Annotated in this window: 25 protein-coding genes; 7 read left to right on the forward strand and 18 right to left on the reverse strand. The window is 41.7% G+C overall.

Translation table 11 applies throughout. The features are described 5' to 3' along the window. Window positions 1-163: 163 nt before the first annotated feature. The 15 genes from ACVFI8_RS10645 to ACVFI8_RS10715 all read right to left on the reverse strand — a co-directional run bounded on the left by ACVFI8_RS10645 (window position 164) and on the right by ACVFI8_RS10715 (window position 13,504). Window positions 164-589, reverse strand: coding sequence for a F0F1 ATP synthase subunit epsilon (locus ACVFI8_RS10645; protein ID WP_248713568.1), 426 nt, complete (start codon window positions 587-589; stop codon window positions 164-166). Between the two features lie 31 nt (window positions 590-620). Next, window positions 621-1,997 carry a F0F1 ATP synthase subunit beta gene (atpD, locus tag ACVFI8_RS10650; protein ID WP_248713569.1) on the reverse strand — a complete coding sequence of 459 codons (1,377 nt, stop codon included), beginning with the start codon at window positions 1,995-1,997 and terminating at the stop codon, window positions 621-623. A 36-nt stretch (window positions 1,998-2,033) separates the two neighbouring features. Next, on the reverse strand, window positions 2,034-2,897 hold the full coding sequence (gene atpG / locus ACVFI8_RS10655) for a F0F1 ATP synthase subunit gamma (protein ID WP_248713570.1): 864 nt from the start codon (window positions 2,895-2,897) through the stop codon (window positions 2,034-2,036). A 29-nt stretch (window positions 2,898-2,926) separates the two neighbouring features. Beyond that, the gene (gene atpA, locus ACVFI8_RS10660) at window positions 2,927-4,468 is read right to left on the reverse strand and encodes a F0F1 ATP synthase subunit alpha (protein ID WP_248713571.1); all 1,542 of its coding nucleotides are present in this window, start codon (window positions 4,466-4,468) and stop codon (window positions 2,927-2,929) included. Between the two features lie 14 nt (window positions 4,469-4,482). After that, window positions 4,483-5,013, reverse strand: a complete 531-nt coding sequence (atpH, locus tag ACVFI8_RS10665) for a F0F1 ATP synthase subunit delta (RefSeq protein ID WP_248713572.1) — start codon at window positions 5,011-5,013, stop codon at window positions 4,483-4,485. A 19-nt stretch (window positions 5,014-5,032) separates the two neighbouring features. Next, on the reverse strand, window positions 5,033-5,506 hold the full coding sequence (gene atpF / locus ACVFI8_RS10670) for a F0F1 ATP synthase subunit B (RefSeq protein WP_137673529.1): 474 nt from the start codon (window positions 5,504-5,506) through the stop codon (window positions 5,033-5,035). A 34-nt stretch (window positions 5,507-5,540) separates the two neighbouring features. Next, window positions 5,541-5,795 carry a F0F1 ATP synthase subunit C gene (gene atpE / locus ACVFI8_RS10675; protein WP_137673530.1) on the reverse strand — a complete coding sequence of 85 codons (255 nt, stop codon included), beginning with the start codon at window positions 5,793-5,795 and terminating at the stop codon, window positions 5,541-5,543. A gap of 52 nt (window positions 5,796-5,847) precedes the next feature. Next, a complete protein-coding gene (gene atpB, locus ACVFI8_RS10680; protein ID WP_457873789.1) occupies window positions 5,848-6,663 on the reverse strand; it encodes a F0F1 ATP synthase subunit A in 816 nt (271 codons plus the stop codon). Continuing rightward, window positions 6,653-7,057 (reverse strand): ATP synthase subunit I, encoded by a 405-nt coding sequence (locus ACVFI8_RS10685; RefSeq protein WP_248713574.1) that lies wholly within the window; start codon window positions 7,055-7,057, stop codon window positions 6,653-6,655. The genes atpB and ACVFI8_RS10685 overlap by 11 nt, the downstream gene beginning before the upstream one ends. Window positions 7,058-7,318: 261 nt before the next feature. Beyond that, window positions 7,319-8,239: a ParB/RepB/Spo0J family partition protein gene (locus ACVFI8_RS10690; RefSeq protein WP_248713575.1), complete on the reverse strand. Its 921-nt coding sequence runs from the start codon at window positions 8,237-8,239 to the stop codon at window positions 7,319-7,321. Window positions 8,240-8,256: 17 nt separating this feature from the next. Then, window positions 8,257-9,048 (reverse strand): ParA family protein, encoded by a 792-nt coding sequence (locus tag ACVFI8_RS10695; protein WP_248713576.1) that lies wholly within the window; start codon window positions 9,046-9,048, stop codon window positions 8,257-8,259. A gap of 11 nt (window positions 9,049-9,059) precedes the next feature. Next, the gene (gene rsmG / locus ACVFI8_RS10700) at window positions 9,060-9,686 is read right to left on the reverse strand and encodes a 16S rRNA (guanine(527)-N(7))-methyltransferase RsmG (protein ID WP_248713577.1); all 627 of its coding nucleotides are present in this window, start codon (window positions 9,684-9,686) and stop codon (window positions 9,060-9,062) included. Window positions 9,687-9,695: 9 nt separating this feature from the next. Next, the gene (gene mnmG, locus ACVFI8_RS10705) at window positions 9,696-11,585 is read right to left on the reverse strand and encodes a tRNA uridine-5-carboxymethylaminomethyl(34) synthesis enzyme MnmG (RefSeq protein ID WP_248713578.1); all 1,890 of its coding nucleotides are present in this window, start codon (window positions 11,583-11,585) and stop codon (window positions 9,696-9,698) included. A gap of 371 nt (window positions 11,586-11,956) precedes the next feature. After that, window positions 11,957-12,394, reverse strand: a complete 438-nt coding sequence (mioC, locus tag ACVFI8_RS10710; protein ID WP_248713579.1) for an FMN-binding protein MioC — start codon at window positions 12,392-12,394, stop codon at window positions 11,957-11,959. A 237-nt stretch (window positions 12,395-12,631) separates the two neighbouring features. Next, entirely contained in the window at window positions 12,632-13,504 is an 873-nt protein-coding gene (locus tag ACVFI8_RS10715; RefSeq protein ID WP_457873790.1) for a LysR family transcriptional regulator, read from the reverse strand. Window positions 13,505-13,659: 155 nt separating this feature from the next. On the opposite strand from ACVFI8_RS10715, the gene ACVFI8_RS10720 reads away from it, so the two are divergent. The 3 genes from ACVFI8_RS10720 to ACVFI8_RS10730 all read left to right on the forward strand — a co-directional run bounded on the left by ACVFI8_RS10720 (window position 13,660) and on the right by ACVFI8_RS10730 (window position 16,481). Further along, window positions 13,660-14,385 (forward strand): oligogalacturonate-specific porin KdgM family protein, encoded by a 726-nt coding sequence (locus ACVFI8_RS10720; protein WP_457873791.1) that lies wholly within the window; start codon window positions 13,660-13,662, stop codon window positions 14,383-14,385. Between the two features lie 294 nt (window positions 14,386-14,679). Continuing rightward, a complete protein-coding gene (locus tag ACVFI8_RS10725; RefSeq protein ID WP_248713582.1) occupies window positions 14,680-15,009 on the forward strand; it encodes a DUF6172 family protein in 330 nt (109 codons plus the stop codon). Between the two features lie 200 nt (window positions 15,010-15,209). Further along, window positions 15,210-16,481 (forward strand): GGDEF domain-containing protein, encoded by a 1,272-nt coding sequence (locus ACVFI8_RS10730; RefSeq protein ID WP_457873792.1) that lies wholly within the window; start codon window positions 15,210-15,212, stop codon window positions 16,479-16,481. A gap of 50 nt (window positions 16,482-16,531) precedes the next feature. Here ACVFI8_RS10730 and ACVFI8_RS10735 read toward each other — a convergent pair whose 3' ends face one another. From ACVFI8_RS10735 to ACVFI8_RS10745, 3 genes are all read right to left on the reverse strand, one after another. After that, the gene (locus ACVFI8_RS10735) at window positions 16,532-17,689 is read right to left on the reverse strand and encodes an endonuclease/exonuclease/phosphatase family protein (protein ID WP_457873793.1); all 1,158 of its coding nucleotides are present in this window, start codon (window positions 17,687-17,689) and stop codon (window positions 16,532-16,534) included. A gap of 88 nt (window positions 17,690-17,777) precedes the next feature. After that, on the reverse strand, window positions 17,778-19,340 hold the full coding sequence (locus tag ACVFI8_RS10740) for a M14 family zinc carboxypeptidase (protein ID WP_457873794.1): 1,563 nt from the start codon (window positions 19,338-19,340) through the stop codon (window positions 17,778-17,780). A gap of 146 nt (window positions 19,341-19,486) precedes the next feature. Beyond that, on the reverse strand, window positions 19,487-20,317 hold the full coding sequence (locus tag ACVFI8_RS10745; RefSeq protein ID WP_457873795.1) for a mechanosensitive ion channel family protein: 831 nt from the start codon (window positions 20,315-20,317) through the stop codon (window positions 19,487-19,489). 243 nt (window positions 20,318-20,560) lie between these two features. Between ACVFI8_RS10745 and ACVFI8_RS10750 the strand changes: the two genes are divergently transcribed. The 4 genes from ACVFI8_RS10750 to ACVFI8_RS10765 all read left to right on the forward strand — a co-directional run bounded on the left by ACVFI8_RS10750 (window position 20,561) and on the right by ACVFI8_RS10765 (window position 23,828). Next, window positions 20,561-21,262: a PEP-CTERM sorting domain-containing protein gene (locus ACVFI8_RS10750; RefSeq protein WP_457873796.1), complete on the forward strand. Its 702-nt coding sequence runs from the start codon at window positions 20,561-20,563 to the stop codon at window positions 21,260-21,262. Window positions 21,263-21,375: 113 nt separating this feature from the next. Further along, complete coding sequence (locus ACVFI8_RS10755; RefSeq protein ID WP_248713588.1) at window positions 21,376-21,921, forward strand: phage tail protein; 546 nt, start codon at window positions 21,376-21,378, stop codon at window positions 21,919-21,921. A 376-nt stretch (window positions 21,922-22,297) separates the two neighbouring features. Next, the gene (locus tag ACVFI8_RS10760) at window positions 22,298-22,585 is read left to right on the forward strand and encodes a putative quinol monooxygenase (RefSeq protein ID WP_457873797.1); all 288 of its coding nucleotides are present in this window, start codon (window positions 22,298-22,300) and stop codon (window positions 22,583-22,585) included. Between the two features lie 34 nt (window positions 22,586-22,619). After that, window positions 22,620-23,828 (forward strand): winged helix-turn-helix domain-containing protein, encoded by a 1,209-nt coding sequence (locus ACVFI8_RS10765; protein WP_457873798.1) that lies wholly within the window; start codon window positions 22,620-22,622, stop codon window positions 23,826-23,828. The last annotated feature ends 20 nt before the right edge of the window (window positions 23,829-23,848 follow it).

Consider the following 23,848-nt stretch of genomic DNA (forward strand, 5'->3'; position numbering starts at 1 on the left):
AACGACTTAATAATTATCTCATTACACTAGTTAAGCATAATTAACTAACTGTATGTAGTAGACGAATGGTAGCGTTTTTAGTATTACTTTTTGTTGATAGCTCCATCACTTTTTAAAGACAAAAAAGGCGCTCTGGGAGCGCCTTTTTATTCTCAAACTAAACCTATCGGATGTTTTTTCCGAGAATTTCGATAACTTGAAGTTGCGCCATCGCTTTGGCTAATTCAACTTGAGCTTTCGCGAAATCAACATCGTTGCTCGGATTGCTAATGCTTTCCTCTGCAGCTTGTTTAGCTTGTTGGGCCTTGGCTTTATCGAGCTCGTTGCCTCGAATCGCGGTATCAGCCAGTACGGTTACATTTCCTGGTTGTACTTCCAAGAAACCACCCGAGATGTAAATCACCTCTTCGTGACCGTGCTGTTTTACCATGCGAACCATACCAGGCTTAATTGGGGTTAGCAGAGGGGCGTGACCATGTAACACCCCTAACTCACCCTCTTCACCGGTTACTCGTAAATGCTCAACGCGACCCGAGAATATTTTCTCTTCGGCGCTAACCACATCCAAGTGAACTGTCATCGCTGCCATTGTAGCCTCCTGTTACGCCTATTGGCGATACTTACATATTTTTGGCGCGCTCAAGCACGTCATCAATATCGCCTGCATACAAGAACGCTTGCTCTGGAATATCATCGTAATCGCCAGCCAATAGACCTTTAAAGCTACGAATAGTATCTTTAAGCGCAATAAGCTTACCTGGGTTACCAGTGAATACTTCGGCTACGTGATAATCTTGAGTTAAGAATTTCTCAATCTTACGCGCACGAGCTACGGTTTGTTTGTCTTCTTCAGACAATTCATCCATACCTAGAATCGCAATAATATCTTTCAATTCTTTATAGCGTTGCAATAAACCTTGTACGCCACGAGCTACTTCATAGTGCTCTTGACCAACAATCAATGGATCTAACTGACGAGAGTTTGAGTCCAATGGGTCAATCGCAGGGTATAAACCCATAGCCGCAATACTACGGTTTAGTGTCACCGTTGCATCCAAGTGAGCGAAGGTGGTTGCTGGAGATGGATCCGTCAAGTCATCCGCAGGTACATATACCGCTTGAATCGAAGTAATCGAGCCTAGCTTAGTAGATGTAATACGTTCTTGAAGAACACCCATTTCTTCAGCCAATGTTGGCTGGTAACCTACCGCTGAAGGCATACGGCCTAATAGTGCAGATACTTCAGTACCGGCCAAGGTGTAACGGTAAATGTTGTCAATAAACAACAGTACGTCTTTACCTTCGTCACGGAACTTCTCAGCCATAGTCAAACCGGTTAACGCTACGCGTAAACGGTTTCCTGGTGGCTCGTTCATCTGACCATAAACCATGGCTACTTTATCAAGTACCCCAGCTTCTTCCATCTCGTAGTAGAAGTCATTACCTTCACGAGTACGCTCACCAACACCAGCAAACACAGATAAACCTGAGTGTGCTTTAGCGATGTTGTTGATCAACTCCATCATGTTTACGGTTTTACCTACACCGGCACCACCGAACAGACCAATTTTACCACCCTTAGCGAATGGACAAATTAAGTCGATAACTTTTACGCCTGTTTCTAACAATTCGTTAGAGGTGGCTTGCTCTTCATAGGTAGGAGCAGGGCGGTGAATTTTATAGCGATCTTCAGTCGCAATATCACCTTTGTGATCAATACTATGACCTAGTACGTTCATAATGCGACCAAGGGTGGCTTCACCCACTGGTACTTTAATCGCGTCGCCAGTATCAACCACTTCTAGACCTCGACGTATGCCTTCCGATGCACCCATACAGATACAACGAACTACACCACCACCGATTTGCTGTTGAACTTCAAGAACTAAGTCTTCGCCTTGAACTTCTAGAGCATTGTATACCTTAGGTACACTGTCATGTGGAAATTCAACGTCCACAACAGCGCCAATTACTTGGACGATGTTACCGTTACTCATGTTGATTCCTCTAAATATTTTGCTTAATGCCTTGCCTTAAACGGCTGCAGCTCCCGCAGAAATTTCGCTCAATTCTTGAGTAATTGCTGCTTGACGCTCTTTGTTGTATATCAACTGAAGTTCGTCAATCAAATTACCCGCATTGTCGGTTGCCGCTTTCATTGCAACCATTCGTGCAGCTTGTTCACAAGCTAGGTTTTCTACCACACCTTGATAAACTTGAGATTCGATATAACGAACCAGTAAACCGTCGAGTATTTCTTCGGCACTTGGTTCGTATAAATAATCCCAACTGCGAGACGCAATTTCTGGGTCATCTGCTTTAGGCAGCGGCAATAACTGGTCCATTGTTGGTTCTTGTACCATGGTGTTAACAAAATGGTTATACACCACATAAATGCGATCCAATTTGCCTTCATCGTAGGCTTCAAGCATCACTTTTACGGTACCGATAAGCTCTTCAACGGTTGGGTCATCACCCAAACCCGAATTTTGAGCTACCACATTACCACCGTGGCTATTAAAAAAGGCTGTCGCTTTTCCGCCAATAACGGCTAAGTCGGCGTCTACACCTTTTTCTTTCCACTGCTGCATGTCTGTAACAACTTTTTTGAACAAATTAATGTTCAAGCCGCCACATAACCCGCGGTCAGTAGATACCACGATATAACCAACACGCTTGGTTTCTCTTTCTATAGCATACGGATGCTTATATTCGAGTTTACCAAGCGCGATATGACCAATTACTTTGCGCATAGCTACTGCGTAGGGGCGGCTGCTTTCCATGCTGTCCTGAGAACGACGCATTTTACTCGCTGCAACCATCTCCATCGCTTTGGTAATTTTTTGAGTGTTTTTAACACTACCCATTTTACCTTTAATTTCTTTAGCGCCGGCCATATCTATTCGCTCCTATTAGTCAGGTTTGATTACCAAGATTGCGTTGATTTAAAGCTTTCAATTAAGCCTTTAATCGAAGCATCAATCTCGTCGTTGTAATCGCCTTTCTCGTTTATAGACGCCAATAGATCGGCATACTCGTTGTTAGCGTAAGCTAGCAACGCGGTTTCAAAATCAACAATTTTGTTAATTTCTACGTCCGCTAAGAAACCTTTTTCCGCTGCGTATAAACCCAAGGCCTGTTCAGCAACTGATAATGGGCTGAATTGCTTCTGCTTCATTAACTCGGTTACTTTTTGGCCGTGGTCTAACTGCTTACGGGTTACATCGTCTAAGTCAGAGGCAAACTGAGCAAAGGCCGCTAATTCACGGTATTGCGCCAGTGCGGTACGAATACCACCAGACAGTTTCTTAATAATCTTAGTTTGCGCAGCACCACCAACACGCGATACCGAAATACCTGGGTCAACCGCCGGACGAGTACCAGAGTTAAACAACTGGCCTGTTAGGAAGATTTGACCATCGGTAATCGAAATTACGTTGGTAGGTACGAACGCTGATACGTCACCGGCTTGAGTTTCAATAATCGGCAATGCCGTTAATGAACCTGATTGGCCTTTAACTTCACCTTTAGTGAACTCTTCTACGTACTTTTCGTTAACTTGAGACGCGCGCTCTAGTAGACGAGAGTGAAGGTAGAAAACATCACCAGGGTAAGCTTCACGACCAGGTGGTCGACGTAGCAACAACGAAATTTGACGGTAAGCTACAGCTTGCTTAGATAAATCATCATAGATGATTAACGCATCTTCACCGCGGTCACGGTAGTATTCACCCATCGTACAACCCGCATAAGGCGCTAGGTATTGTAGTGCGGCTGAATCTGAAGCAGATGCTGCAACAATCGTGGTGTATTCCATTGCGCCATATTCTTCTAACTTACGAACTACGTTCGAAATAGTTGAAGCTTTTTGGCCAATAGCAACATACACACACTTAATGCCAGAACTTTTTTGGTTAATGATAGTATCAACAGCGATAGCTGTTTTACCGATCTGACGGTCACCAATAATCAACTCACGTTGACCACGGCCGATTGGAATCATAGAGTCAATCGCTTTAATCCCTGTTTGCACAGGTTTGTCTACCGATTTACGTTCCATTACGCCGGGTGCAATCACTTCGATTGGCGAGAAGCCATCGTTGTCAACCGCGCCTTTACCGTCAATAGGTTCGCCTAGTGTATTTAGTACACGTCCAAGTAGGCCACGACCTACAGGAACTTCCAAAATACGACCAGAACTTTTAACTTTGTCGCCCTCAGCCAAATCGGTGTAAGGGCCCATTACTACCGCACCTACAGAATCACGCTCTAGGTTTAATGCGATAGCATAACGACTACCAGGAAGCTCAATCATCTCGCCTTGCATTACATCAGCAAGACCATTAATTCGAATAATACCATCACTTACAGAAACGATAGTACCTTCGTTACGAGCTTCACTGACAACTTCAAACTGTTCAATTCTTTGCTTGATCAGTTCGCTTATTTCAGTGGAATTCAGTTGCATACTCTATTCCCCAATTACGCTTGCAGTGCGTCGGATAGTTTTGCCAATTGCCCTTTAACAGAGCCATCAATCACCAAATCACCAGCGTGAATAATCACACCAGCCATTAGTGAGGCATCAACACTACAGTTAAGCTTCACTTTGCGTGATAAACGCTGTTCCAAGGAAGCACTAATTTGCGCTTGCTGCGCCGCATCTAATTCTGTAGCAGAAACAACATCAGCTGTTATTTCTTTAGCCAATTCGGCCTTATACTCCAGAAACATTGCTAACACAGCAGGCAACGCATCTAAACGTGCATTCTCAGCCATTAACTTTATGAGGTTAAGGCCATGCTCGTTAAGCTGTTCAGCACATACTTTGGTAAATAAATCTACCAATGTACTCGCCGATTCCTTTTTCAGTTGCACAGAAATATGTTCGTTCGCAGCCACTTCGGCAACAAATGCTAACATTTCAGTCCACTCATCTAAGGCTTTATGCTCAACGGCAAAATCAAACGCAGCTTTAGCGTAGGGACGAGCAATGGTGGTTAAATCAGCCATAAGCTCTACCTTTTATCCCTTATTTCAGCTCAGCGACTAGCTTATCAACAATATGCTTGTTGGCTTCTTTGTCGATTGAACGCTCAAGAATTTTCTCAGCGCCAGCGATGGCTAAAGCAGCGACTTGTGCACGTAACTCTTCACGAGCACGATTACGTTCTGCTTCAACTTCAGCATTACCTTGAGCAAGAATTTTCTCACGCTCTAGATTAGCCAACTCTTTTGCTTCGTCGATGATTTGAATTTTGCGCTTATTAGCTTGCTCAACAATCACAGCAGCTTCCGATTTAGCATCTTTCATTTGCTCTGAAGCTTTAGCTTGAGCTAATTGAAGATCTTTACCGGCACGTTCAGCGTCAGCTAAACCATCCGCAATTTTCTTTTGACGAGCTTCAATCGCGTCGATTAATGGTGGCCATACGTATTTAACGCAGAACCAACAAAAAATCGCGAACGATATCGCTTGTCCAAACATGGTTGCATTGATATTCACAACGACACCTCCCTATTTGTTAGGTATCGAAGGATTAACCTAACAAGGCAACAAACGGGTTAGCGAATACGAAGAATAACGCGATACCCACAGCAATCATTGAGATCGCATCTAGTAGACCAGCAATAATAAACATTTTAGTTTGTAGTGCAGGGGCTAGCTCTGGTTGGCGGGCTGATGCTTCTAACAATTTACCACCTAACAGTGCAAAACCGATAGCAGTACCAAGAGCGGCCATGCTCAGCATGATTGCAACAGCGATAATAGTAAAACCAACAACAGTTTCCATGAAATTCTCCAAATAGTATTTATTAGGTTAAAACAGTTTTTATTAAACTTAATTAGTGATCTTCATGGGCTAAAGCTAGATAAACTATCGTTAGCATCATGAAAATAAACGCCTGAAGCACAATGACCAGAATATGGAAAATTGCCCATGGAACAGATAAGGTCCATTGAGCCCATAAAGGAACAAGTGCAGCAATAAGAATAAAGATCAATTCACCTGCATACAGGTTACCGAACAAACGCAAAGCGAGCGAAAATGGCTTGGCCAATAAAGTGACCGATTCCAATAAGAAGTTAAAAGGAATAAAAGCCCAATGGTTAAAAGGTTGAAGCGTAAGCTCTTTAGTAAACCCTTTAACACCTTTCACTTTAATACTGTAGAAAATGATAAGTCCAAACACCGCAATGGCCATGCCAAAGGTGATATTCAAATCAGTAGTCGGTACAATTTTAAAGTACTCAGCGCCCATAAGTCCGGCGACGTGGGGTATAAAGTCAACAGGGATTAAATCCATCAAGTTCATGAGGAAGATCCACACGAAGATGGTTAAACCAATAGGCGCAATAACACGGTCAGTGCGATGGAAGGCATCACGTACCGCCCCATCAACAAACTCAACCATCATTTCAACAAAACATTGAAATTTGCCAGGTACGCCAGTTGTTGCCTTTTGCCCTGCTCTATAAAATAAAAATAAGAACAAAGCTCCCAAGCCAACTGAAAACAGGAGTGAATCAATGTGCCAAGTCCAGAACCCTGCATCATGACAAGCGTGATTAAATGCAAAACCGCCATCGTCGGCCACACACATTTGCGCGTTTGTCAGGTGGTGCTGGATATAGCCTGAAACGTTACCTTCAGCAGCCATTTATCATCCTATTTTTGTTACTAAGAAAAATAGAGGCAGTCCATTGCGTCAATGTACTGAGTATAAAACCAAGCAATAGTGCCAGAGGCTCTATATCAAGCAAGGCAAATACCAGTATGAACAAAATGGCTGTAAGAGATAGTTTTACGACCTCTCCGAGATAAAAACTTAATACTACGTATTTTTGATGTCTAGCGCCGACAAACATAAATGCCATCAACGTGAACAACGCATTAGGTAGCAAAAAGATCAAACCCCCGATTAACACCGATACAGCCACCTCTTTATCAAAAAAGAAACCACTCTTAAGTGTTAATAGTGCGACAAACCCTGTCTGAAAAATAACAAAATACAACGCTTTGATACGTACTTCTGTTGTTAAAGACCCAGACATTCTCGACCTCTACTAGTTTTTACATTTAACCTTTTACCTAGTTATAGGTAAAAAGGCTTGCGAAAAAGCCTAATGATTATACGTTGAAAGTGCGGTTTTGCAATCAGTTGCGGTGCCCAAGTCACCAATTTGTAACAGCTTATATAAACAAATAGCGGTTATTGTTAATTTTTATGTTACAAACCAATGTTTTTGGTCATTTTAAAGTGAAATGTAGGTAATCAAGATCAAAGAAATATGATTATAAATAGTTTACAAAAACTATAGAGTTTCATCAGAATCGATGAAGAGCGCCAAAATAGCATCTAATTCATCGAGATTTGTATAATCAATGACTAACTTTCCCTGCCCTTTTTTATTTTGTTGAATTTTAACACCGGCGCCTAAGCGCTCGCTAATGCGTTGTTCTAAACGACTAATATCAGGGTCAACTTCAGCCGCTTGTTTTGGCGCTTTGGGGTTGAGAACGGCTTTTACTAATTTCTCAGTATCGCGAACCGTTAAGCCCTTGGCTGCTACATTACGGGCGGTTTCAGCTTGGGTTTCACCGCTTAATGCTAACAAGGCACGGGCATGGCCCATTTCTATATCACCGTGTTCAAGCAATATTTTTACATCTTCATCAAGGCCGTTTAAGCGCAGCAAATTAGTCACAGTGGTACGAGATTTACCTACTGCTTCAGCCACTTGCTGATGAGTGAGTTCAAATTCACTCATTAAACGATCAAGCGCGACAGCTTCTTCCATCGCATTAAGGTCTTCGCGCTGAATATTTTCAATTAAGGCGATGGCAACCGCATTCTCGTCGCTAACGTTTTTTACAAGACAAGGAATTTCATGTAAGTGGATTTGTTGAGAAGCACGCCAACGACGCTCACCGGCAATAATTTCAAACTGGTTTTCACCCACTTCGCGCACCACAATAGGTTGTATAACCCCTTGCGCCTCAATGGAGTGAGCCAACTCCTCTAAGGCTTCGGCAGACATATCTTTTCGGGGTTGGTACTTACCGGGGCGTAACCATTCAATCGGTAATTTACGCAATTCACCCCGATTATCGTCTACTGTTTGTTGGTTATGATCAGCTTTAGTATCTTCTTCGACTTGGCGTTGACGAGCATTATTACTCGTACTCAATAATAAATCTAAGCCTTTACCTAAACCGCGTTTTCTCGCTGTCATATCTTTATCCGTATTCATTAATCCACGACCACAGCTTGCGTTTCTTCTTCATGGCGACGAATTATCTCGCCGGCCAAGGCAAGATAAGCCTTAGAACCGTTTGATGTTTTATCATAATACATCGCTGGCTTACCAAAGCTAGGGGCTTCGGCCAAACGTACGTTTCTCGGGATCACCGTACGATATACTTTTTTGCCAAAATGCTGCTTTAACTGATCGCTAACGTCTGAAGATAAACGATTACGCGGATCAAACATAGTACGCAAAATTCCTTCAACTTGCAGATCAGGGTTAACCACTGACGCTAGCTTGCTGATGGTATCAACCAAGGCGGTTAACCCTTCTAAGGCATAATACTCACATTGCATAGGTACTAACACGCTATCGGCGGCAGCCATTGCATTTACAGTCAGCATATTTAATGAAGGGGGGCAGTCGATAAAAATGTAATCGTAATAATCTCGCACCGGCGCTAAAGCGGTACGTAAGCGAACTTCTCGAGCAAAAAACTCCATTAACTTTATTTCAGCAGCCGTTACATCTGAGTTAGCCGCAATTAAATCAAAAAATCCGCTGGTGTCTTTGGTTACAACCTGCTCAATAGGCTCTTCATCAATCAACAATTCATAGGCTGTTTTGGGCACACTGTATTTATCTACACCACTACCCATGGTGGCATTACCTTGTGGGTCTAGGTCAATTAACAACACTTTTCTTTTAGTCGCCGCCATAGACGCCGCTAAATTTACACTGGTTGTTGTTTTACCAACGCCACCTTTCTGGTTGGCTACCGCAATTACTCTACCCACAATATTTTCGCCTAAGGGTTATTTTTATCAATAATAACTAGATGACGCTGACCTTCAAGTTCGGGAACGGTTAAACTCTCGATACTGTGCAATTTTAAGCCTTCAGGTAGGTTTTCTAGCTCTTGTTCTGGCACTAGGCCTTTTAAAGCATAGAATTTACCATTATTTGCTGGCAAGTGAGAACACCAGCTAAGCATATCTTGTAAAGAAGCGAACGCTCTGCTTATTACACCATCAAATTCGAGGTTTTGTTGGTAGTTTTCTACTCTACTTTGCACCGCGGTAACATTTTTAAGCTTTAAGTGATGACATACCTGACGAATAAAGGTGATTCGCTTGCCTAAACTGTCTAACAATACAAATTGTTTATCTGGGTTGATAATAGCCAATGGTAAGCCTGGTAACCCTGGGCCTGTACCTACATCAATAAAGCGTTCACCCTGTAAGTGAGGGCTTACCACTAAACTATCGAGGATATGTTTTACCATCATCTCCATAGGATCTCTTACTGAAGTAAGATTGTAAGCTTTATTCCACTTGTCGAGTTGTTCTACCAACATGACCAGTTGAGATATTTGTAGCTCAGTGAGCTGCAAAGACGTTTGGGCTAATAAGCCCTGTAAGCGAGATTTTAACACCCGATCATCCTAAGCCGACTTACGTGCTAAGTCGTGTTTTTTCAAATAAACCAATAACAACGATACCGCTGCAGGAGTGATACCAGAGATACGAGCAGCTTTACCAATAGTTTCTGGTCGTGCACTGGTTAATTTAGCAACAACTTCGTTCGATAGCCCACTAATCTTTGAGAAATCTAAATCGATAGGCAATAAGGTATTTTCGTGTTTTTGGGTTTTCTTGATTTCTTCTAATTGGCGCTTAATGTAGCCGTCATACTTAATTTGTATTTCAACTTGCTCAGCAGCATCTTGCTGATCTAAGCCGGGTCCAAAGCCATCAATCACCATTAATTTTTCATAAGTTAACTCGGGACGACGGATCAATTCTTCTAAAGAATGCTCGCGAGTAATTGGGTTTTTAAGCAAGGGATTAAGTTGATCCAATTGACTAGAATTAGTATGCACCCAAGTATCTTTGAGGCGCTGACGCTCTAACTCTACTGATTCTTGTTTATCACTGAATAACTTCCAACGGTGATCGTTCACCAAACCAAGCTCTCGGCCTTGCTCGGTTAAGCGCACATCGGCGTTATCTTCACGTAACAATAAACGATATTCAGCACGACTAGTAAACATGCGGTAGGGTTCTTTGGTACCTAAGGTAGCCAAGTCATCAATCATTACCCCCATGTAAGCTTGATCGCGGCGAGGAGCCCAAGATTCTTTACCTTGAGCATACAATGCCGCATTGGCACCTGCAATTAGGCCCTGTGCGCCGGCTTCTTCATAGCCAGTAGTACCGTTAATTTGCCCTGCAAAGAACAAACCTTTCAAATATTTATTCTCTAGGCTTTGTTTTAAATCTCTAGGGTCAAAAAAGTCATATTCAATGGCATAACCAGGCCGAGTAATATGGGCATTCTCTAAACCTTTCATTGAATGAACTAAAGCAACTTGAACATCAAATGGCAAACTGGTTGAGATACCATTTGGATAAACCTCATGGGTCGTTAAGCCTTCAGGTTCGATAAAGATTTGATGCGAGTTTTTGTCAGCAAAACGCGTAACTTTATCTTCAATAGACGGGCAGTAACGTGGCCCTATACCTTCAATAACGCCAGTAAACATAGGGCTACGATCTAAACCGTTGCGAATAATGTCATGGGTCGATTCATTGGTATGAGTGATGTAACAAGGGATCTGCTGAGGGTGATCGCTTTGTTTGCCAATGAACGAAAATACCGGGGTAGGGTTATCGCCTGGTTGAGGCTGCATTAGGTTAAAATCAATACTGCGCGCGTCAATACGAGGGGGGGTACCCGTTTTTAAACGGTCTACACGTAATGGTAACTCACGTAAACGTTGGGCTAAAGCAATTGACGGTGGATCACCTGCGCGACCACCAGCATGGTTATTTAAACCAATGTGGATTATTCCGCCAAGAAAAGTACCTACGGTTAATACAACACTGCGTGCACGTAATTCCATTCCCATTTGGGTAACAACACCAACTACCTGATCATTTTCAACAATCAGGTCATCACAGGCTTGCTGAAAGATCGTGAGATTAGGCTGGTTTTCTAAACGTTCTCTGATTGCTGCTCGGTAAAGTACTCGATCAGCTTGTGCACGAGTAGCTCGAACAGCGGGTCCTTTTGATGAATTAAGCGTTCTAAATTGGATCCCAGCTAAATCGGTTGCTTGGGCCATTAAGCCACCAAGGGCGTCAATTTCTTTAACTAAATGCCCCTTGCCAATACCACCAATCGCTGGATTACAAGACATTTGACCTAAGGTCTCAATATTGTGAGTAAGCAATAAGGTATTTTGTCCCATACGGGCAGCTGCAGCAGCGGCTTCGGTGCCCGCATGACCACCACCGATAACGATGACATCGTATTGTTGTTTATAAAACATTGTTATTACCTCAAACCAGCTTAATCCCAAAAGGGTGCGACATTTTACTGGTTACGAAGCAAGAAGGGAATGCTTAGATCAGAATTAGATCTAGGGTAGATCTCTTAAATATATATATAAGATCTTTTTTTAAAGATCTTTTATTAGATCTACTATTAGTAAAGGCCTGATCTGTAGATAAGTCATTTTTTATTCTTTGGATCATAGACTTAGATAAGATCAGATCTTGTTAACAGAGCACGATCTAAACGGGGGACAAGCTGGGATCTAAATCGCTACTTATCCACAAGTAAAATAAAGAATAACTTATACATAGGAATAACTATGCTGAATTAACAGTGGATCACTATGGTTATCCACAAGATTAATTTCTAAATCAGCTCGTTTTTCCAGCTATCTAACCACTTTATTGCTGGTTCTTCTGGTACAGGTTCGAGATCAACGTCGATTTCTAAGCGTTCTTTTAAGCGTTTAGCACCCAATTTATGAAGTTGTTGGTCGAGATCTTTACCGCCACCACAAAATGTATCGTAACTACTACTGCCTATTGCTACTACTACATAAGATAGCTGCGAAAGATCGGGTTGTTGATCGAGTAAGTACTGAAAAAATGGCTGTAAGTTATCGGGGACATCACCAGCACCGTGAGTAGAACTGCATACTAGCCATAATGCTTGTTGATTTAGCTCTTCAAACTCTGCATTTAGGTGTACTTTTACCTGATGTTGTTCATTTAATGCGGCTTCTAACTCATCAGCTACGTATTCTGCAGAACCTAAAGTAGATCCCACTATTATTTCTATTTCCATTTAAGATCCCGTGTCAATTTGAGTGCTTTTACATTGTAACGTGATCTTAAGCTGATTAACTAGTTGCGTATTAGCTGTGATCTAGTTGTTGATAGTTTCACGTGAAACTATCAACAATTTACTGTAAATCGAGTAATAACAGTGATGATCCTCATTGTTAGTTGTGAACAATAGTTACTAACATTGATGTGTGTAGAGCTCAGCATGAAGACGGAAGCGTCTATTAAGTCATTGTATTTAGCTAAGTACTACCTCGGTTTTACAAATATCAATGAGTGCTTGAACGGTAGAATTGGGCATGGGAAGTTTTGGATAAATAAGGCCTAATGATTCATTAGCTATGGCTTCATGATGGTCAATGATTTTCAATTCTCCAGATTGGATGTGAGAATCTAACTGAATTTGCTGACCTACAAATATGCCTACACCTTGTAAACATAAGTCAATCGCGAGTGAATGGTGTTCCACTTCTATTCTTTTTTGAATGTTCTCTAGATCCCATACTTTTGTATTTGCGGTGGTCAATAAGGTAATCCAAGTATGTTTCATCACTTGGTTGATGGTCACTTTTTGTTGTTGAGCAAGCGGGTGGTTTGTTGCACAAACGGCAATCACTGGCATTTTACCTAGGTCTTCTACAGTGTAATGACTAGGGTAGGCATCTCGATAGAAACACATCGCTAAATCTAACTGAGGCTGTTGTTGCCAGTTGAGTAGTTGTTCATCGCGTCGTTGATAGATCTGCAAATTAACATCAGGATAGCGGTGATTAAATTTGCTAATTATTTTCGCTATTAGCTCGTCTTGTAAAAATGCACTGACTCCCAGGTTTATCCGAAAACAAGTTTGATTAGCAATTTGCTCAACTTGCTTTTTTAAGTGACTTTTAGACGCCAAAAGTTGCTCGCATAGCGGCAACATTTTTAGACCTTGTTCGCTTAATACCGGTTTATGGCCATCTCTTGTAAATAATTCAACATTCCAATCAATTTCTAAATTGGTAATCCACTGGCTTAGCTGAGCTCGGTTTTTCTGCATGTGTTTTGCGGCAGCAGAAATACTGCCTAATTGATGGCTAAGTACAAATGCTTCGATAGCTTGTAAGTTCATAGCGTTTCTTGCTCTCTGTTAAGAAAAGCTAACAGACACTGATTTGTTAACTTTTAACGACCACTTCATTATTTGCGCAACGGAAATAATGAAGAGTGAAATGACACTCTGTGATGCATGGATGTTTTAGTAAAAATATACTGAAAGGTTCCAAAATGAAAAAAAAATTTGTAGTTCCAGCTGTTTCTTTAGCTTTAATGAGTCAATTTGCTTTAGCTGATGCAATTCGTGGCGAAGTGGCAGTTGAAAGCAATCGTACTGGTCCACATCTAGGCATTTTGAAAGGTGGTTATGAGTTCGCTACTGATTATGGCCAGTTTGGTTTTGATGTTGAAGCAAAAAGCCGTTTAGGTGGACGTCCCTATGGTGAAAACCAGCATGAATCCGGTTTGCATGAAGCGACTTTTGCTGCCGATTACACCTATACATATGGTAACGCATACGTACAACCTCGTATTGAATATACCCGTAATGTAGCTAATGATGCCAACACGGGTAAGCTTGCATTAAAAGGTGGCTACAACTTCGATAATGGGGTTTTTCTAGCAGCACGCTATCGTTATGAAGGTACTCAAAATAACAACAGTTTGAACCAATCTGAGCTTGGAGATGTGAAAACCAACCGTAGTGATTTAACCGCGGGTTGGGCTGGTGACATTGTAGGCATTTCTTTTAACTATGTTAATAAAGACGCAAATGCTGAACGCAAAGCTAATAATTTAAAGCTGAATGAGCTAGAAACTAAGGTTTTTCTTACTAATCTAGGAAGTTACCAGCCTTATATACAATACACACAGAAGAACTTTGATAGTACCAATTACAATGGCACACCGCTTAAAGATGATAGCCAAATTAAACTTGGTGTAAGCATGAAATTCTAGTCTTTATAGAAACTAACTAATTGGTATTTATAATAATTATCAATTTGGATGGTTTTGCTATCAATCAATAAAGCGCTACTAGCAATAGTAGCGTTTGTGAACCATGCCTTTAAAAAAGACGTATTATCAGATACTCCTAGTTAAATGTTAATTTCACTTAACCTGACGGCCACAGCACTCATCCAGCTTAATCTTCCAATAAATTGCCCCTAAAAAACGATAGTTGTTGCTGTATGGCCTAAAATCATTACAGTGTCTGCCCCTGAGTCTTCAGCTCTACTTCTAGGATTAATCATGAAAAAAACCTATGTGTTAACTCACCCTAAACGTAATCTTGCGCGAATAATTGAAGCCGCTAAACACGATGCTAAAAAATACATTAAGCGCGAAAAAGGAAAAACCTTGCCTACAGGCACTGATTTTTGGGATTTTGATTGTAAGTACGGTGCCAATGAAGCCGAAGCTGAAGTTATTCATGTATCGCAAATAAATGCTTGTATGGACAAAGCTGAAAAGCTTGAACTACCGTCGTTTTATCTTGAGATTTTAGCCAGAGCAGAACAACGCCCTGCCAAGTCATTTGACGCTGATGAAAACAGTGAAGATGAAAGCTCTATAGAGTGAAGGTGTCACTAGGCAGTGGAGGCTTGATGGCTTCCATTGCGTGCGAAACAATCTTGTTAGACATATTTTTTAGTGAACTGTCGCGCTTAGTGTCCCCGCTAAATGACTAATTTTCCAGCTTTTGACGCTCAACACTTTCTCCATTACGACTTTAGTAGATAATAAAACTTGTCAAGCCAGCTACCAAAATCGTCTTTTATATGAAGTTGTTATCCCGAGAAAGCTATTATCCTTTGTTAACCCTTATCACTTTGGGTCTGATACTTTGGCAGTATTTAGGGATGAATCACTATTTGAGTTATTCAATAAACAAGTATTCAAATATTGAGATTGTTAATCGTCATTTAGCCAATAAAGAATCTAAGGCTTTGATGATAAAACAAGAAGAAAAAGTTTCTTTGTTTTGTCGTACGGTTGAAGAACAAAAAGCGGCATTTTGTGGGCTAAATTTATTGCTTGGAGCAAAAGCAAATAGCCTTATAAATTTACAACATTACGACACCGTCATTTTAAACCTTTCTTATCATAGTAATGTGCACGACACGGTGTTTGTACAGTTGCTCAATCAGCCATCTAACACAACTACCCCCTCACAGTTGCATCAACAGGTGATCAGCCCGGTTGATGGCCGTGCTAGTTATCGTTTGTCTTTAGCTCAGTTTTACCCGCCTTCTTGGTGGATTTTTGAGAATGCGGATAAACACAAAACTAACCCTTCTCTTAAGCAAGCTAGTCATTTACGCGTTTCTACAGGGGATAACTCTGCCAACAAAAATATAGAATTATCCCTTCATTCGCTAAGCTTTAGCGGAAAGTGGTTACCTGCCAGTTATCTGTATTTTGGCTTACTTACCCTATGGGCACTTAGCCTGAGTTTAGATTTAATCACAGCATCTAATAGAGCCAAAAAGCAGAGTAAAGAATCAAGCAATCACACATTACAACTCAACAGAGTGAATAGCTTTTTAAGTATCGAACGTGATAACTATGAATTTATGGCTAAAACCGATCCTTTGACTAGCTGTTTGAATCGAGCCGGATTGCGGGGTATTTTCAGCGAAATCATCATTGAATATATCGACATTGGTATGCCTGCTAGCATCGTACTGTTTGATATAGACCATTTTAAATTGGTGAACGATCAGTTTGGACATGATGAAGGCGATAAAGTGTTGGTAAATATTGCCAGTTTAGTTAAACAGCAAATTAGAGAAGATGATTATCTAGCCAGATGGGGGGGAGAAGAATTTTTAGTTGTTTGCCCTCATACTCGTGTCGCTGGAGCGCGTTCATTGGCCGAACATCTTAGAAGTAGCATTGAGTCAACCATGCTTAGCGACCAGCGTAAAATTACCAGTTCCTTTGGGGTGGCTGAAATCAACTCTGGTTTTTTAGAGCAGTGGATTAAACGTACCGATGAAGCGCTGTATAAAGCGAAAGAAAATGGTCGAAATCGGGTAGAAAGTGCTTAGTCACTTTGCTTGTTAAAGCCAATGTTAGCTTAAGCTAAGATGGCACACCCTTATTCAAGCTTACTCAAGTAACTAAGGTAGTCATCGGAAAAATCAATTTCTAGTTCTACCCAAAGGGGCAAGTGATCACTCATTTGAAAGGTTCGCCATTCTTCATAATATTGGTTTAGTGATTCATCGGATTGGCTTGCTGCTTGTAGGCTAGCGATTTGCTTTTCAGCCTTTTTAATCTTCGTTTTGGAGGTCGCCGCAGCAAGTTCGGCTTTGGCTTGGTCGAGCTTTAATAGGAGATGCTTTTTGATGACCGGTTGGTAAAGTGTAAAGTCACTTGAACGATAGACACTATCAAAAAATTGGAAAACCCGATCATTACGTTCTGGCTGCATAAGCTGTAATTCATCACGCCGTGAGATAAACGATATTTGATCATAAAACTTGGTTTGGTCTCGGTTACTGCCTTTTCTATTTTCTACGGTGGTAAAGCCATTTTTTTCTAAAGCATTAAAACCGGCACTACCGCGTGCTTTGATGTTGAAATCACCGACGAGGATCTGGTTTAAGTCGCTGACTTTTGCATCTTTTGCTAAATATTTTGCTACAGCTTCAATTTCTTTGACGCGACGAGCGTATTGGCTGCTGTTGGTGGCGTTACTACCAAAATAAATATGTACCGTTGAAAATAGGAATTTGAACCATCCTGATTGAAATTGTGCGCCAAAAGGCGTGCGAGAAAACTGCCGCTTTTTGCTATCTACTTCGCTAATGAGTAGTTTTTCTGGCAATACTAATTCACCCGCTACTCCCTTAAAATTCACCTTATTTTTATCATAAATAAAGCCTAATCGTTCTTTATTACCACCTAAGCCACTGTGGGTGACATCCGTTAAAATGTAACGATACTGTTGTCCTAATAAGCTCATCAGTTGGTCAAGTGGTGTTAAGTTTTGACAGATCTCTTGGACTGCTATCACATCAAAACGAGAGATTATTTCTGCGAGATAATAGAAGGACTCTGGCTGGCGTGGGCCATAGTTAAAGCGATCATCATCAAAGTTGCGTATATTCCAAGAGCCAAGTATTAGTGATTCTGAGGTTTTTTTACTTGGAAAATTCACCTTGTTGAACTGTGCGCGCAAGCGCTGGATACCCGCTATTATTCGGTCTCTATCTGTTTTTGATTCATCTTTTAACGGTTTATAGAAAGGCATATCTAATTATCCCATTATGGTTTTCAAATTAAGCAAAAAAACCGTGAGTTGTGCTTCTGTGCTTTTGCTTTCAACGTGGAGCCTATTTTTACAGTGGGTTGTCGGGGCAATTTCCACTGATATATAGGGGAACTCCGATACTCGGTTCAATTGGGATCAGTACCTCATTAGACGTGGCGTTTATGCCCCAGTACTCTTCAGGCAAATTAGCGCGTAATCCCTGAGCCAGTGGGTAATTACAAAAGTCACCTGTATCTGTGGGGGGCGTTACCTCAAAGCTAGCGAGGGTATCTAAAGCGTGGTAGAGAGCGATCCTGTTAATCCAAATCTGTCGGTTTAATAAACGAGGCTCTGGCAAGCCAGGGTTAACCCCTATTTGTGGTTGGCCTGCGACTATCGCAACGACATCTGCACGTAAATCGGTACTGAAATTTACCGTTTCCCAACCACCTGCCGCCGCGCCAATTAATTGATAAGAGCCGGTCGCCCCGCTACCGATATTACCCGCACCTAGCTGAACTTGTGAAAAACGACCAACACTACCAATGAATAAGCGGTCAATTTTTTTCATCACTTTGGCGGCTAAGCTTTGCGCGACCCGTTCTTGCTGGGTTCCCGTTTGAGCGTCGGCGAAGGGGCTGAGCAAACGAAAGTCTTTTTGTCGTTTATCGGTGGAGCATTCAACGGTAGGTAGGCTCCCTAAAATTTGCCCAGGGTTGATACTTGATAGATCGAGTTGGCAATCAGTTTTTTGTAAATCACCATGAAGATCGAGTATCACTTCGGGCATAAATGCTAACGCAGTGGCAACCATCGCTTGGCTCTCTACCGGACGGATAGGTTTATCTAAGGCTACATGATGGTAACGATTAAGGTCGTAACCGCGACCCACAATACCGTGAAAATCAGCCTCTGAATTACCTGTAAAACCACCTCCTGCTTGGGGGTCTACGTTTTGCCTTATTAGTGCGCAATCTTGACTGATGACTGTTCCTGGTTGCGGATTAAAACTGCAGTGCTGGGCATCGGGTTCGCCACCATCAGGATTTGCTCGCAGTAATATAACTATATCTAAACGCTGTAATATACGCTGAACGCTGCTGCCAAAGCCGTTACTTAGCCAGCGAGCAATGCTTAAGGCAGCCTCTGTACCTGCTGGTTCATTACCATGTTGCTGAGTGATGACTAATATCCGTCTGCCATTTGGATTACCCAAGCGAATGGCTAATAATTCTCTTCCTTGAGTAGACCAACCGATATTGTGAGGATCAAGGTTACCTCTTCCCCCGTCATTAATACTGCATACTACAGCTTGACGAATGGTGGGGGTTAAGTTGGTTTCACCACATACTTGGTAATTAATGGCTAAATCAGCGGGTAAGGCTACATCTATATCAATTAAGCCTTTGTTACCATTGTTGGAGATTAGCGGCCCTGTTTGAATTGGCCGAAATGAATAGCGTTGTATTTTGGCTAACTGGTTCTGTAATTGTTGGTGACTAGATAAGCGTTTAAAAGCACGCTGTTCATCGTTGCCTGAGTAGTGATCTTTGTGGTTTATATGGGCATTGCTACTGGCTGATATCAGCAAACTAAGTAGTAAACTTAAACCAAAGAGTAAGAGGCGAAACTTAGTGCCAGATATAGTCATAAATCATCCTTGATGTATTTTAGCTTGAGCGATAAAGCTAAAATTATGGTCAAGAATAAATCATAGGACTAACTGGATTTAACGCTAATTATTAACAACAATAACTATAGATAAAGCTGTAGCTATTAGTTTGCAGCTGCTTATTGCTAATCTTTTGCGTCTAGAATACGTACTTCTCTTTGTGGGAAAGGTATCTGCACGCCTGCTTGCAATAACGCTTTGTAGATCGCCAAATTTGCTGTGAATTTTGTTTGGTGGAATAAAGGCGTTGGCACCCAAAAACGATAGCTAATGTTGATCCCGCTGTCTGCAAAAGCATCAATACCTATTTTTACCGAGGGGTGTTGCTGAACATCTTCTATGGATTCTAAGGTGGCTGCTATTACTGAGATTACCTGATCTGGGTCACTGCTATAAGCCACACCAACCAAGCCTTCAACCAAACTATTTTGCTCAGTGTTTTTTAGTATTTCGCCGACAATGTGTCGATTGGGAATGGTTACACGCTCATTGTCTTCGTTGATTAATACCGTAGTCGCTAAATTGATTTCTTCTACAAGGCCGGTGTAACCCTTAACGGTAATGGTATTTTTTAGCACGAAGGGACGGGTAAGAATAATCGCCAAGCCGGCGCCATAGTTAGATAAAGTGCCTTGTATCGCTAAGCCAGCTCCTAGAGAAATGGCACCCAAGGCCGCTACAAAGGGGGTAATGCTAATACCCAACTTACCTAAGGCAATCATCACCGTGATGGCAATTAGCAGTACTTTCACCACGTTAGCAATGAAATTAGCCAGGGTAATGTCTAAACCTTTGTTGTCGAGGGTTTTAAATAGCCACTTGGCAACTTTAGAAGCAAACCATAAACCCAATAATATGATGATGACCGCGCCCACCAGCTGAAAGCTATAGCGCACTAAAAAATCAACAATGGTTTGATATACCGATTCGAGTTGGGCGAGTTCTTGGTCAATCATTCGGCATTCCTTGCGGTTGATATATTGCTGGTTAAGCTGTGAGTTACAGTTCTTTCACTTAAGTTTACTCACTAAATCGCAATTTCTCTCGTCTTTTTCGTCTATTAAATTTGTCAGCAATTTTTACATTTTACCGCATCCCACCATTGTATGTTTTCTATACAGCGCGCTATTACTGACACGGAACGCTTTATGCTTATAAATAATGTTGCTGATAATGGTGATATTAATAAGGATTGTTACATGAGCGCATTAAATGATCACAAGCTGCTTACATTGGCGGCTTTTTCTCTGTCGATGTTTAGCCCTATAGCCAATGCAGGGGTAATCGATATTACTTTAGGCAATGGCTCCTCTGGTCTGGTAGATGACGGAATATATAGTTTTGCTCCAACCATCTTTCCAATTCAAAGTGGCCAGCCCGCCCCATTCAACGAAATCTTCGGACATGAAATATTAACTAACCCCGCCAATACTAGTTGGTCATTTAATTATTCAGCTATCGTCGACACCATTGTTAGCGCAACATTTAGTTTTGGTATCTGGGATATTGACTCTGCATCTTCTGGTAGCCAACTTGATGCATTCTCTTTAGATGGCAATAACTTAACATCAGAATTAGACACACTTTTTGAAGCCGGTGGAGGGTCGGTAGATCTACAATATGATGTATACAGCTTTAGTTTAGACAATAGCTTTTTTGCCGATTTAAGCGATGGGGTATTCACTGCTAATTTGGATATCGGTGGTAGTGGTTTGTTAACCAATGGCATAACTGGAGCAATCTCTGAGTCTGCCAATAATAACTATGGTTTAATCTACTCAAACTTAATCATTAATACTGAAGAAGCATCTCCTCCGCCTCCTAATCAAGTGCCTGAACCCAGCAGCATATTTTTGTTTATTGCGGCTATGCTGGGCCTTAAGCGTCATATATCCAAATAGCGATGAGTTTGTTTAGTAATACTGATTACTGGGTGAACTTAACCTTTAACCACTAAACGCGCGACCATTTTTAATGGTTGTGCTCTATGTTAACAAAAATTAAAGGATTTATTATGGACGGGTACTTAGGTCAAATTATGATGTTTGGGGCACCATTTGCTCCACTACATTGGGCGTTTTGTGATGGGCAATTGTTACCCATTTCGTCAAATTCATCGCTGTTCGCTCTTTTGGGCAACACTTATGGCGGAGATGGCCGTACCACATTTGCCTTGCCAGACTTACGGGGTCGCGTCCCCATTCACTCAGGAACTGGCCCTGGTTTGCCAACTATGCAGATCGGCCAACGTGGCGGTAGCGAAGCAAACATTTTAACTGAAGCTCAAATGCCTAGCCATAATCACCAAGTTAGCGCTAAAGCTAAATGCGTTGGTAGCAATGGTAACGCTGCAACACCTGCTGGAAATATTTGGGCGATCGACGCAAGTGGTACCACTATTGCTTATTCAAATAAAGCTGCAGATGCTGAGATGAACGCTAATGCAATAGAAGTTCAGCAGCATAACAAGGGAAGTAACTTGGCAGTGAATAATATGCAGCCTTATTTGGCCGTTAATTATATCATTTGTGTTTCAGGCTTGTTCCCATTACGGCAATAACTGCAATGTCACTCTCGCGGTGCCTATAAGTACACAGGCGATGTACCGCAAGCTTCATTTTGAGCCATACCTGCCACCGCTTATTTGAAGCGCCAATGCGCTGGTTTAATGGCTACGATATCGGTTTGCACTTTAGTGATACAACCATCCCAGTAAATCCCATCACCTGAAAAAGCCATATATGCCATGGAAGAATTAGAAGAACGCAGCAAGCTACAATTATTACTACACCAGTATTCTACCCAGCACTAAATCAACATCAGGTGGCCCACTTACAATCGGCCTATCAGGGCAAGCTGTAAAGCCGCGATCATAGGGAACGCTATGTATATCGTTACCGTGCTGTTTACTGTAAAACATTTACTTGCAGCAATTTATGCCAAAAATGTTAGAAAATGCTCAAGCGTCCTTAGTGCAGGAAGAAGGCTGCCTGCAATTTGATGTTTGCCAATCTACAGAACAAGACAACATCGTCTATTTATACGAGGTATACCACCAGCAAGATTTTAACCTGCATTTAAAAAACTGCCATTGTACTGAATTTGCAGATGTTACCGCCCCTTGGGTAGAAGACAAAACAGTCAGCCGCTATCAGCGAATTAACTCATCCACCAGTACAACAAATAGAATAAGGAATATGGTAAGCCACGAGTACACACGGTAAGCTGCTGGTTACCCTTGGTTAAATCGTTTATTGCATGACTGAATCATTGTCTGTTCAACACGCTAGAAAGCTAGTGTTACATTCGCAGCTACTGCCATCCCCCAAAAAAAATGGCAGCGCTATTAGTGCTAGCTTGCTTGCCATCGAACAATTGGGTTATGTGCAAATTGATACCATTTCAGTGATCCAACGAGCACATCACCACACCTTATGGAACCGCAACCCACGTTATCAACTTGAACATCTCGATAGCTTAATGCGAGATAAAAAAGTGTTTGAGTATTGGTCTCATGCTGCGGCCTATTTACCGATGCGAGATTATCGTTTTAGCCTACCGCGTAAACATGCTTTTGCTAGTGGCCAACAAAAGCACTGGTATAACAAAGACCAAGTGCTGATGGATTCGATATTAAAGCGAATTGCCGATGAAGGCCCACTAATGGCCAAAGACTTTGAGCATAAAGGTAAAAAAACTGCCGACTGGTCCAGCAAACCGGCCAAACAAGCCTTAGAGTGTTTGTTTATGCAAGGCGATTTAATGGTGCCTTATCGGCATAACTTTCATAAAGTGTATCAACTCACCGAGCGGGTATTACCCTCCGATATCGATACCACAATGCCCAGCGCTGAAGAACATGCTCGTTTTCTCATTCGTCGTTATTTGCAGGCCAATGGCCTAGGGCAAGCGACAGACATGGTCTATCTGCTTAAAAATACTAAAAAGATGGTGGAGAGTTGCTTAAGTGAAATGGTAAATAGTAACGAGCTACAAAAGCTTGAAGTTAACGGCCATTGCTACTTTGCCTTACCAGAGTCACTCACTTTACTGAATAAACCTCTGGCGCGTAGCAAGCTAAAAATTCTATCACCTTTCGACAACCTACTTATTCAGCGTAAACGCATGCAAAAGCTATTTAATTTTGACTATTTGATAGAGTGTTACTTGCCCAAAGCCAAGCGCCGGTATGGCTATTTCTGTTTACCCATCTTATGGGATGGTCAACTAGTCGCGCGCGTTGATTGCAAAGCTGAACGCACCAGCAGCACTCTGCATATTTTCAACTTAGTGTTAGAGCCTTCGCTAAGTAAGGTAGCAGAGTTTGCTACTGCATTAGCAAAAGAAATCGCCGTATTCATGCAGTTTAATCAATCTGAAAAATTACAACTTCATAAATCGTCACCCGCAAAATATACAGCCCAACTGCATGCAGCGTTAAGCCACTTAGCGCTAATCACTGAATAAACTGGCCATGTTCTAAGCGT

The sequence above is a fragment of the Agarivorans sp. MS3-6 genome, from assembly GCF_054112545.1.

What these genes read in the sequence shown, in the direction of transcription:
- ACVFI8_RS10645 (WP_248713568.1), bottom strand. Translation starts at nt 589, where the DNA reads ATGGCAGCGATGACAGTTCACTTGGATGTGGTTAGCGCCGAAGAGAAA.
- atpD (WP_248713569.1), bottom strand. Translation starts at nt 1,997, where the DNA reads ATGAGTAACGGTAACATCGTCCAAGTAATTGGCGCTGTTGTGGACGTT.
- atpG (WP_248713570.1), bottom strand. Translation starts at nt 2,897, where the DNA reads ATGGCCGGCGCTAAAGAAATTAAAGGTAAAATGGGTAGTGTTAAAAAC.
- atpA (WP_248713571.1), bottom strand. Translation starts at nt 4,468, where the DNA reads ATGCAACTGAATTCCACTGAAATAAGCGAACTGATCAAGCAAAGAATT.
- atpH (WP_248713572.1), bottom strand. Translation starts at nt 5,013, where the DNA reads ATGGCTGATTTAACCACCATTGCTCGTCCCTACGCTAAAGCTGCGTTT.
- atpE (WP_137673530.1), bottom strand. Translation starts at nt 5,795, where the DNA reads ATGGAAACTGTTGTTGGTTTTACTATTATCGCTGTTGCAATCATGCTG.
- atpB (WP_457873789.1), bottom strand. Translation starts at nt 6,663, where the DNA reads ATGGCTGCTGAAGGTAACGTTTCAGGCTATATCCAGCACCACCTGACA.
- ACVFI8_RS10685 (WP_248713574.1), bottom strand. Translation starts at nt 7,057, where the DNA reads ATGTCTGGGTCTTTAACAACAGAAGTACGTATCAAAGCGTTGTATTTT.
- ACVFI8_RS10690 (WP_248713575.1), bottom strand. Translation starts at nt 8,239, where the DNA reads ATGACAGCGAGAAAACGCGGTTTAGGTAAAGGCTTAGATTTATTATTG.
- mnmG (WP_248713578.1), bottom strand. Translation starts at nt 11,585, where the DNA reads ATGTTTTATAAACAACAATACGATGTCATCGTTATCGGTGGTGGTCAT.
- mioC (WP_248713579.1), bottom strand. Translation starts at nt 12,394, where the DNA reads ATGGAAATAGAAATAATAGTGGGATCTACTTTAGGTTCTGCAGAATAC.
- ACVFI8_RS10715 (WP_457873790.1), bottom strand. Translation starts at nt 13,504, where the DNA reads ATGAACTTACAAGCTATCGAAGCATTTGTACTTAGCCATCAATTAGGC.
- ACVFI8_RS10720 (WP_457873791.1), top strand. Translation starts at nt 13,660, where the DNA reads ATGAAAAAAAAATTTGTAGTTCCAGCTGTTTCTTTAGCTTTAATGAGT.
- ACVFI8_RS10725 (WP_248713582.1), top strand. Translation starts at nt 14,680, where the DNA reads ATGAAAAAAACCTATGTGTTAACTCACCCTAAACGTAATCTTGCGCGA.
- ACVFI8_RS10730 (WP_457873792.1), top strand. Translation starts at nt 15,210, where the DNA reads ATGAAGTTGTTATCCCGAGAAAGCTATTATCCTTTGTTAACCCTTATC.
- ACVFI8_RS10735 (WP_457873793.1), bottom strand. Translation starts at nt 17,689, where the DNA reads ATGCCTTTCTATAAACCGTTAAAAGATGAATCAAAAACAGATAGAGAC.
- ACVFI8_RS10740 (WP_457873794.1), bottom strand. Translation starts at nt 19,340, where the DNA reads ATGACTATATCTGGCACTAAGTTTCGCCTCTTACTCTTTGGTTTAAGT.
- ACVFI8_RS10745 (WP_457873795.1), bottom strand. Translation starts at nt 20,317, where the DNA reads ATGATTGACCAAGAACTCGCCCAACTCGAATCGGTATATCAAACCATT.
- ACVFI8_RS10750 (WP_457873796.1), top strand. Translation starts at nt 20,561, where the DNA reads ATGAGCGCATTAAATGATCACAAGCTGCTTACATTGGCGGCTTTTTCT.
- ACVFI8_RS10755 (WP_248713588.1), top strand. Translation starts at nt 21,376, where the DNA reads ATGGACGGGTACTTAGGTCAAATTATGATGTTTGGGGCACCATTTGCT.
- ACVFI8_RS10760 (WP_457873797.1), top strand. Translation starts at nt 22,298, where the DNA reads ATGCCAAAAATGTTAGAAAATGCTCAAGCGTCCTTAGTGCAGGAAGAA.
- ACVFI8_RS10765 (WP_457873798.1), top strand. Translation starts at nt 22,620, where the DNA reads ATGACTGAATCATTGTCTGTTCAACACGCTAGAAAGCTAGTGTTACAT.